The organism is Deinococcus depolymerans (assembly GCF_039522025.1).
Taxonomy (GTDB): Bacteria; Deinococcota; Deinococci; order Deinococcales; family Deinococcaceae; genus Deinococcus; species Deinococcus depolymerans.
Genome location: NZ_BAAADB010000001.1, coordinates 66,851 through 75,886, shown reverse-complemented (window position 1 = coordinate 75,886; position 9,036 = coordinate 66,851). Strand labels below are relative to the sequence as shown.

At 66.3% G+C, this 9,036-nt stretch carries 3 protein-coding genes; 1 reads left to right on the top strand and 2 read right to left on the bottom strand.

The window, feature by feature from the left end; genetic code table 11:
• Positions 1-237: 237 nt before the first annotated feature.
• Positions 238-522: a DUF1905 domain-containing protein gene (locus tag ABDZ66_RS00370; protein ID WP_343754853.1), complete on the top strand. Its 285-nt coding sequence runs from the start codon at positions 238-240 to the stop codon at positions 520-522.
• Between the two features lie 85 nt (positions 523-607).
• On the opposite strand, the gene ABDZ66_RS00365 is transcribed toward ABDZ66_RS00370, so the two are convergent.
• Positions 608-5,245, bottom strand: coding sequence for a DNA-directed RNA polymerase subunit beta' (locus ABDZ66_RS00365; protein ID WP_343754851.1), 4,638 nt, complete (start codon positions 5,243-5,245; stop codon positions 608-610).
• A 133-nt stretch (positions 5,246-5,378) separates the two neighbouring features.
• Positions 5,379-8,834: a DNA-directed RNA polymerase subunit beta gene (rpoB, locus tag ABDZ66_RS00360; protein WP_343754849.1), complete on the bottom strand. Its 3,456-nt coding sequence runs from the start codon at positions 8,832-8,834 to the stop codon at positions 5,379-5,381.
• Positions 8,835-9,036: the final 202 nt, after the last annotated feature.

The window sequence follows — 9,036 nt, the reverse complement described above, 5'->3', positions numbered from 1 at the left end:
CCTCCAGCGCACACCGGCGATGGCGATTGGGCTGACCGATCGCGTTTGGACGCTGCGAGCGTGGCTGTCACGGCCTCAAGGCGTTCCCTGTCGGGCATAGTTCCAGCCAACTACCGTTGAAAGGCTCGCAAAACCATTCAATCCGAGCAGAGCGACTCGGAGAGCTGCTCCGCAGGGTGGGAACGAAACAGACGGCGTCCGTGTAACGACCGCCGCCGGACCCGCTACGCTACCCGCATGTCCCTGACGTTCACGGCGACCCTGTTCCAGTGGCGCGGCCCGGCCCCACACCACTTTCTGCGCGTGCCGGACGACCTGGTGCCGGACCTGCGGGACGCGGCGCGGCTGGTCACGTACGGCTGGGGCATGATTCCCTGCCACGCGCGGGTGGGCGGGACGACCTTCCGCACGGCCATCTTCCCGAAGGACGGCGGGTACCTGCTGCCGGTCAAGGCCGCCGTGCGCCGCGCCGAGGCGCTGCAGGAAGGGCAGGACGTGACCGTGACCGTCACCCCCGGCTGAAGCCCAGCGCATCACAGCCCCGCGCGCCACAGGAAGACCCCCACCCGTTTCCAGGTGGGGGTCCGCTGCTGGACGTTCGTCAGCTTCAGTTGGTGTACGTGACGTTGTCGTTCACGACGCCCGGGCGGGTGTCGTCGTAGCTGCGGTCCCCGGTGACGGAGTCGCTGCTGGTGTTGTTCTCGCCGTACTTCTCGAGCGTGCGGTCGTCGGCGACCTGCATGTCGCGGACGGTCTGAAGGCCGGTCCCGGCGGGAATCAGTTTCCCGAGGATGACGTTCTCCTTCAGGCCGATCAGGTCGTCGACCTGGCCCTTCATGCTGGCTTCCGTCAGGACGTGCGTGGTGTGCTGGAAGCTCGCGGCGGACAGCCAGCTCTTGGTGGTCAGGCTGCTCTTGGTGATGCCCAGCAGCACGGGCTTCCAGGAGCTGGGGGTCTGGCCTTCCTCGAGCAGGTCGTTGGCCTGGTCGACTTCCCAGCGTTCCACGGTCTGCCCTTCGAGCAGTTCGGTGTCGCCGCCGTCGGTGATCTCGACCCAGCGGAGCATCTGGCGCACGATCACTTCGATGTGCTTGTCGTGGACCTTCACGCCCTGGCTGCGGTACACGCGCTGCACCTCTTCCACCAGGTAACGCTGGGCGGCGTCGGTGTCCTTGTACAGCAGCAGGTCGTGCGGGTTGATCGCGCCGCGCGTCAGGGGCTGGCCGGCCTCGACGCGGTCGCCGTCCTTGACGATCATGCGCAGGCTCTTGCCGATCTTGGTGGCGGTCTTGCTGGAGTACTGGTCGTCGTCGGCCTCGATGCGTACGAGGTAACGCTCTTCCTCTTCCTCGATGCGCACGGTGCCGTCACGGTCCGCGACGGCCGCGCTGGTCTTGGGCTTGCGGGCCTCGAACAGTTCGATCACGCGGGGCAGACCCATGGTGATGTCCCCGCCGCCGCTGCCGGCGACCCCACCGGTGTGGAAGGTACGCATGGTGAGCTGCGTGCCGGGCTCGCCGATGGATTCGGCGGCGACGACGCCGACCGCTTCACCCATGGAGACGGGCTTGGCCTGCGAGAGGTCGTAGCCGTAGCACTTCTGGCACACGCCGCTCTTGACGCGGCAGTTCAGCGGGGTGCGCACGAACACGCTCTGGAGGGTCTTGGCGCTCTTCGTGATGGCCTTGACGTCTTCCAGGGACAGCATCTCGCCGGCTTCCAGGGTGCGGCCTTCGAGTTCGACGCTGTCGGTCAGGGTGCGGCCGTAGATGCTGGTCTCGATCTCGCTGGCCTTGCGGGTGCGCCACTCGCCGGTGCGCTCGTCCACGGCGCCCAGGGGGATGGCGGTGTAGTCGGTGGTGCCGCAGTCCACGTCGCGCACGACGACCTCGTGGGCCACGTCGACCAGTTTACGGGTCAGGTAGCCGGAGTCGGCGGTACGCAGCGCGGTGTCCGCCCCGCCCTTACGGGCGCCGTGGGTGGAGATGAAGTACTCCAGCACGGACAGACCTTCACGGAAGCTGGCGCGGATCGGCACTTCGATGGTGCTGCCGTCGGGGCGGGCCATCAGGCCGCGCATCCCGGCGAGCTGCGTGATCTGCTGCGCGTTACCACGGGCGCCCGACAGGCTCATGATCCACAGGGGGTTGAAGGGGTAGTTCTTGCCGAAGTTGTCGAACATGGCGTTCTTGACTTCGTCCTTCGTGTCGTTCCAGAGCTGCACGACCTGCTTGTAGCGCTCTTCTTCGGTCATGAAGCCGAACTCGAAGTTCTGCTCGATCTCGGCGACCTTGGCGTCCGCTTCGGCCAGGATCTCGGTCTTGGCGGGCGGGATGACGATGTCGTCGATGCCGATGGTGATGCCGGAGGTCGTGGAGAGCTTGAAGCCCGCGTCCTTCAGGCCGTCGAGCAGCCCGGCGGTCGCCTCGATCCCCAGGTGCTTGAAGCACGCCATGATCATGTCTTTCAGGTGGTCTTTCTCGTACGCCGTTTCCAGGTTCACGAGGGTGTCGACCAGGGCGGCCTGGGTGCCCAGGGCCTCCTGCACGATCCGGCGGAACATCACGCGGCCCGCGCTGGTGTCGTACGTCACGCCGTTCAGGCGGATGCGCACGTGATCCTGGTGATCGATGGTGCCGCGGTTCACGGCCATGATCGCCTCGTCCGGGTTGCTGAACACGTACTTCAGGCGGCCGGCGCTGGTGTCCTTCCCGGCAACCTTGATGGCGCTGTTCAGGGCGATCTTGCCGGCGTCGAAGGCGGCCAGGGCGTCCTGTTCGCTGTCGAACTCGCTGCCGGCGCCGAGGTTGTCGGTGCGCAGCAGGGTCAGCGTGAAGATCCCCAGGATGATGTCGCGGCTGGGCTTGACGTTCGGTTCGCCGTTCGCGGGGGACAGCAGGTTGTGCGCGCTGAGCATCTGGATGCGCGCCTCGGCCTGCGCCTGGGCGCTCAGGGGGACGTGGATGGCCATCTGGTCGCCGTCGAAGTCGGCGTTGAAGGCTTCACAGACCAGCGGGTGCAGCTGGATGGACTGGCCTTCCACGAGCACCGGCTCGAAGGCCTGGATGCCCAGTCGGTGCAGGGTGGGCGCGCGGTTGAGCAGCACGACCTTGTCCTCGATGACCTCTTCCAGGGCGTCCCAGACGCTGTCGCGGGTGTCGCGGTAGCGTTCGAGCATCTTGCGGGCCTGCTTGATGTTCGTGACCTCGCCCTTCTCCTCAAGCACCTTGAACAGGAACGGCTTGAACAGTTCGAGCGCCATGCGCTTGGGCACCCCGCACTGGTGCAGTTTCAGCTGCGGGCCGACCACGATCACGCTGCGGCCGGAGTAGTCCACGCGCTTCCCGAGCAGGTTCTGACGGAAGCGGCCCTGTTTCCCGCCGAGCAGGTCGGTCAGGGAACGCAGGCTGCGGTCAGAACCGGGGTTCGTGACGGGGCTGCCGCGGCGGCCGTTGTCGATCAGGGCGTCCACCGCTTCCTGAAGCATGCGCTTCTCGTTGCGGATGATCATGTCCGGCGCGCCCTGGCTCATCAGTTTCTTCAGGCGGTTGTTGCGGTTGATCAGGCGGCGGTACAGGTCGTTCAGGTCCGAGGTCGCGAAGCGGCCGCCGTCCACCTGCACCATCGGACGCAGGTCCGGGGGCATGACGGGCACGGTGTTCAGGATCATCCAGCTGGGGTGGTTGCCGCTGCGCTTGAACGCACGGGTCACCTCGAGGCGCTTGCGGGCCTTGGCGCGCTTGTGGCGGCTGGAGTCCTTCATCATCTCGTTCAGTTCGACTTCCAGCTCGTCGAGGTTCAGGTCGTCCAGGAGTTCCTTGACGGCCTCGGCGCCCATCTTCGCCTCGAAGTCGTACGACTCGATCACGCGGACCTGCTTGCGGACCAGGTCGATCTCGATGCGGCCGCTGATCTCGCTCTTGAGGTTGCCACCGTCGGCGAGTTCATCGCCGGGCTCGACGCGGTCACCGTTCACGACGAGGGGCTCGTCCTCGTAGGTGTACACCTTGGCCTTGCTGACGATGATGCTGGCGGGGTTGTGCAGGGTGATGACGCCGTCGGCTTCCGCGATGACTTCCTCTTCCTTGTCGATGGCGCCGATGATCTTCTGACCACGGCGGACCTCGCTGCCGTCCCCGACCAGAACGTGCATCTGCGGCTGGATGCCGTACTCGGCGCGGCGCGTCCAGTGCGCCGTGACCTGCACGTCGCCCTTCTTCTTGGGGAAGGTGACGGCCGAGAGGCGGCTGTCACGGCTGACGCGCAGGCGCGTTCCCGCCGCGGCGTCGGCCAGCACGGCCCCCGCCTCGACGATCTCGCCGTGCACGACCTGCACGTTCATGCCGTGCGGGACGTACACGCGGCTCAGCACCTCGCCCATGGGCGCGGCCGTTTCCTCGTCGTCACCGGCGGCGGCGACCGTCTCGCGGATCTCGACCATGACGCTGTCCTCGCCCATCTCGTGCAGGAACACCGTGCCGTCCACCGGCGCGGTGATCTGCACGTCGGCTTCCAGCTCCGCGAGGATCTCGCCGGCGCGGAAGGCGTCCTGCTCGACGAGCGCGTCGGCGGGCAGCGGCAGGCTGGCCTCGACTTCCTCGGCGTACGCGATGACCGCGCGGCGCGGGAAGCGGTACTGCGCCAGGCCGTCCATCTTGCTGACGACCGTGCCGCCCAGCACCTGGCCGCGCGTGACGTACTCGCCGTCACGGATGTCGGCTTCCACGCCGCCGGTCAGGGCGTACGTTTCCTGGCGACCGAAGCGCAGTTCGCGGTACTCGTCGTCGCTGAGCAGTTCGCCGCGCTTGAGCGGGCGGCCGTCCTTCTGGGCGTTGCGGGGCGTGGTGACCAGGAAGGAGCTGAAGTACAGCACCTTCTCCAGCTGACCGGCCGAGAGGTCCAGCAGCGTACCGATCTTGCTGGGCGTGTCCTTGACGTACCAGATGTGCGCGGCGGGCGTCGCCAGGTCAATGTGACCCATGCGGTAGCGGCGGACCTTGCTGCTGGTCACTTCGACGCCGCAGCGCTCGCAGACCTTGCCCTCGTAGCGCTGGCGCTTGTACTTCCCGCAGGCGCACTCGTAGTCCTTCTGCGGCCCGAAGATGCGCTCGTCGAACAGACCTTCACGCTCGGGTTTCAGGGTGCGGTAGTTGATGGTTTCGGGTTTCTCGACCTCACCGAACGACCACTCGCGGATCTTCTCCGGGCTGGCGATGGCGATACGAACTTTGCTGAAATCTTTCATGATTCTCCTTCGGAGAAGGCAGAAGGCGGAAGGCTCATGGCAGATGGCGAGAAGCGGGACTCGGGCCTGCGCTGGTGTGCATTCGGCCAGCGGCCACCTGCTCTCAGCCATCTGCGGCGCACGTCAGTGCGCCTTAGCGCTTGGGCATCATGCCTTCGAAGATGTCGACGGAACGGTCGCCGTTGTCGAGCACTTCAACGTCCAGGCCCAGCGAGTGGAGTTCCTTGACGAGCACCTTGAACGACTCGGGGATGGTGCTGCCCGAGACTTCCTCACCCTTGACGATGCTCTGGTACGCGGCGTCGCGGCCATCGATGTCGTCGGACTTGATGGTGAGCATTTCCTGCAGGACGTGCGCGGCGCCGTACGCCTCGAGCGCCCACACTTCCATCTCGCCGAAGCGCTGGCCGCCGAACTGGGCCTTCCCGCCGAGCGGCTGCTGGGTGATGAGGCTGTACGGGCCGGTGGACCGGGCGTGCAGCTTGTCTTCCACCATGTGGTACAGCTTCATGACGTACATGGTGCCGACCACGACCGGGCCACTGATGGGCTCGCCGCTGCGGCCGTCGTACAGGACGCTCTTGCCGGTGCGGGCCAGCTGCATCTGGGCGCGTTCGTAATCGCCGTTCGGGGCGTCCACGACGCCGACCTTGCCGGCTCGGTCGAGGACTTCCTGCTCGCGCTTGTCGAGTTCGAAGCCCTCGTCCTTGCGCTTCTGGAGGCGTTCAGCGGCGGCCACTTCGAGCATTTCCTTGATGGTCGCCTCGGTCACCGAGTCGAACACGGGGGTCTCGAACTTCTGGCCGGTCAGGCGGGCCACTTCACCCAGGTGGGTTTCCAGGATCTGCCCGAGGTTCATGCGCGACGGCACGCCCAGCGGGTTGAACACGAGGTCGACGGGAGTGCCGTCTTCCAGGTAGGGCATGTCCTCGGGGGCCATGATCTTGGAGACCACGCCCTTGTTCCCGTGGCGGTTGGCGACCTTGTCGCCCACCTGCAGCTGGCGCTTCTGGGCCACGTACACGCGGACCATCTCGCGCACGCCGGGCTTGAGGTCCACGCCCTCGTCGCCGCGGCGGAAGCGCACGGTCTTCACGACGATGCCGCCCTGACCGGACTGCACGCGCAGGCTGGTGTCCTTCACCTCGCGGGCCTTCTCACCGAAGATCGACCGCAGGAGGCGTTCTTCCGGGGTGGGTTCAGACTCACCCTTGAAGGAGGTCTTGCCGACCAGGATGTCGCCGGGCTTGACTTCCGCACCGACGCGCACGATGCCGTCCTCGTCGAGGTCGCGCAGCGCGGCTTCACTGAGGCCGGGGATGTCGCGGGTGATCTTCTCGGGCCCGAGCTTGGTGTCGCGCGCCTCGATCTCGTCCTTCTCGATGTGCACGCTGGTGTAGAAGTCCTTGCGGACCAGACCCTCGCTGATGCAGATCGCGTCTTCGAAGTTGAAGCCGTCGAAGGGCATGATCGCGATGGTGATGTTCTGACCGAGTGCGAGGCGGCCGAGGTCGCTGGCGGGACCGTCGGCGATGACCTGACCGGCCGTGACCATGTCACCGATATCCACGATGGGGTGCTGGTCGAGGTTGGTGCCCTGGTTGCTGCGGGTGAAGCGCACGGTCTCGAAGGTGCGGACGTTGCCGCTGCTCAGGCCCAGCGCCGGGGCGTCCTCGGTCAGGGTGATCTGGATCACGCGGGCGTCCACGTAGGTCACGCGGCCGGTCACGTCACTGACGACGCTGGTGCCGCTGTCGGTCACCACGCGGCGCTCGACGCCGGTACCCACGGCGGGGCTGTCGGCACGCACGAGCGGCACGGCCTGCGACTGCATGTTGGAACCCATCAGCGCGCGGTTGGCGTCGTCGTGCTCCAGGAAGGGAATCAGGCTGGTGTTGATCGAAACGATCTGTTTCGGGGACACGTCCATGAAGTCCACTTCTTCGGGCGTGTACCACAGCGGATCGCCCTTGCGGCGGGCCAGGACGCGCTCGTCGCTGAAGGTGCCGTCCTCGTTCAGCGGGCTGTTCGCCTGCGCGACGGTGTACCGGTCCTCGATGTCGGCCGTCATGTAGATGACGTCGTCCGTGACCTTGCCGTTCTCGACGCGGCGGTACGGGGCCTCGATGAAGCCCAGGTCGTTCACCTTCGCGTAGGAGGCCAGCGAGGAGATCAGGCCGATGTTCGCGCCTTCCGGCGTCTCGATCGGGCAGATGCGGCCGTAGTGGGTACGGTGCACGTCACGCACGTCGAAGCCGGCGCGTTCGCGGGTCAGGCCGCCCGGCCCCAGCGCGGAGATGCGGCGCTTGTGACGCAGGTCCGACAGGGGGTTGGTCTGGTCCTTGAACTGGCTGAGCTGGCTGCGCCCGAAGAACTCGCGCATGGCCGCCACGATCGGGCGGTTGTTCACGAGTTTCGTGGGGGTCGCGGCGTCCGGGTTGCCCAGCAGCATGCGCTCGCGCACGCCACGCGCCATGCGGCCCATGCCGACGCGCAGCTGGTCGGCGAGCAGTTCGCCCACGGTGCGCACGCGGCGGTTGCCGAGGTGGTCGATGTCGTCCTCGCCGACCGGCACGTCGTGCAGCACGCCGTCCGCGTCGGCCATGCTGACGGTCTCGCGGCCGTACTGCAGCGCCATCAGGTAACGGATGGTGTCCACCAGACCGGCGTCCGTGAACTTGCCGTCCTGGAAGTTCAGCAGGGTGCGCTCTTCACGCTGCACGCCCAGCTTGGTGTTCATCTTGAAGCGGCCCGGTTCGCCCAGGTCGTAGCGGCGCGGGTCGGCCAGCAGGCCGTACAGGTACTGGATGGCCTTGTCGCGCTTGGGCGGATCGCCGGGACGCAGGACCGTGAACAGGCGCAGCAGGGCCTCGTCGGCACCCATGCCCGCGCTCTTGTCCTCGGGGAGTTCCATGTCCGGCTCGAACTCCGTGAACAGCGCCTTGAGGCTGGCGTCGTCGTAACCCAGGACGCGCAGCAGCATCGCCACGGGGAACTTGCGCTTGTTCACCTTCATTTCCAGGATGCCGCCCGCGAACTCCAGTTCGATCCAGGGGCCGCGCTTGGGCATGGGAATGATCGCGCCGGTGTACATCTTCTTGATGCCCTTGTAGGACGAGGTGAAGTACACGCCGGGGCTGCGGTGGATCTGCGAGATGATCACGCGGTCGGCGCCGTTGATGACGAACGAGCCGTCCTCGGTCATCAGGGGCAGGTCGCCCAGGAACACCTGGTCTTCCTTGATCAGGCCGCTGTCCTTGTGGATCAGCTGCAGCTTGGCGTACATGGGCGCCTGATACGTGACGTCCTTCTCGCGGCACTCCTCGGGCGTGTAGGGGGGCTCACCCAGACGGTACTCGAGGTAGTCCAGCACCAGACCGGTGCTGCGGCCCTTCTCGGTCTCGTCGATGGGGAAGACTTCCTTGAAGGCGCTCTGCAGGCCGACGTTCTCGCGCTCTTCGGGCGCCTTGTCGGACTGCAGGAACGCCCTGAAGGAGTTCACCTGGATCTCAGTCAGGTTGGGAAGCGGAATCACTTCCGCGATGTCACCGAAACGCTCGATGCGGGGTCCTTTACCGGTCAAACTCATGTCCACCTCGCACGCACCCTGGTCTCACGCTGGGCCTTCCGGGGCAGGAAAAGGCGCAGGCGGGACACGCAGCCCCCTGGGGCCCGCGTTCCCTGAATAAAGACTTAGTTTTGCAGACCCGTTCGCCGCAAAGAACTCCTACCCAACCCATCATGGTCGGCCACAGGACAGTATAGGCCTGGCCGGGCTGACAGGTCAATGG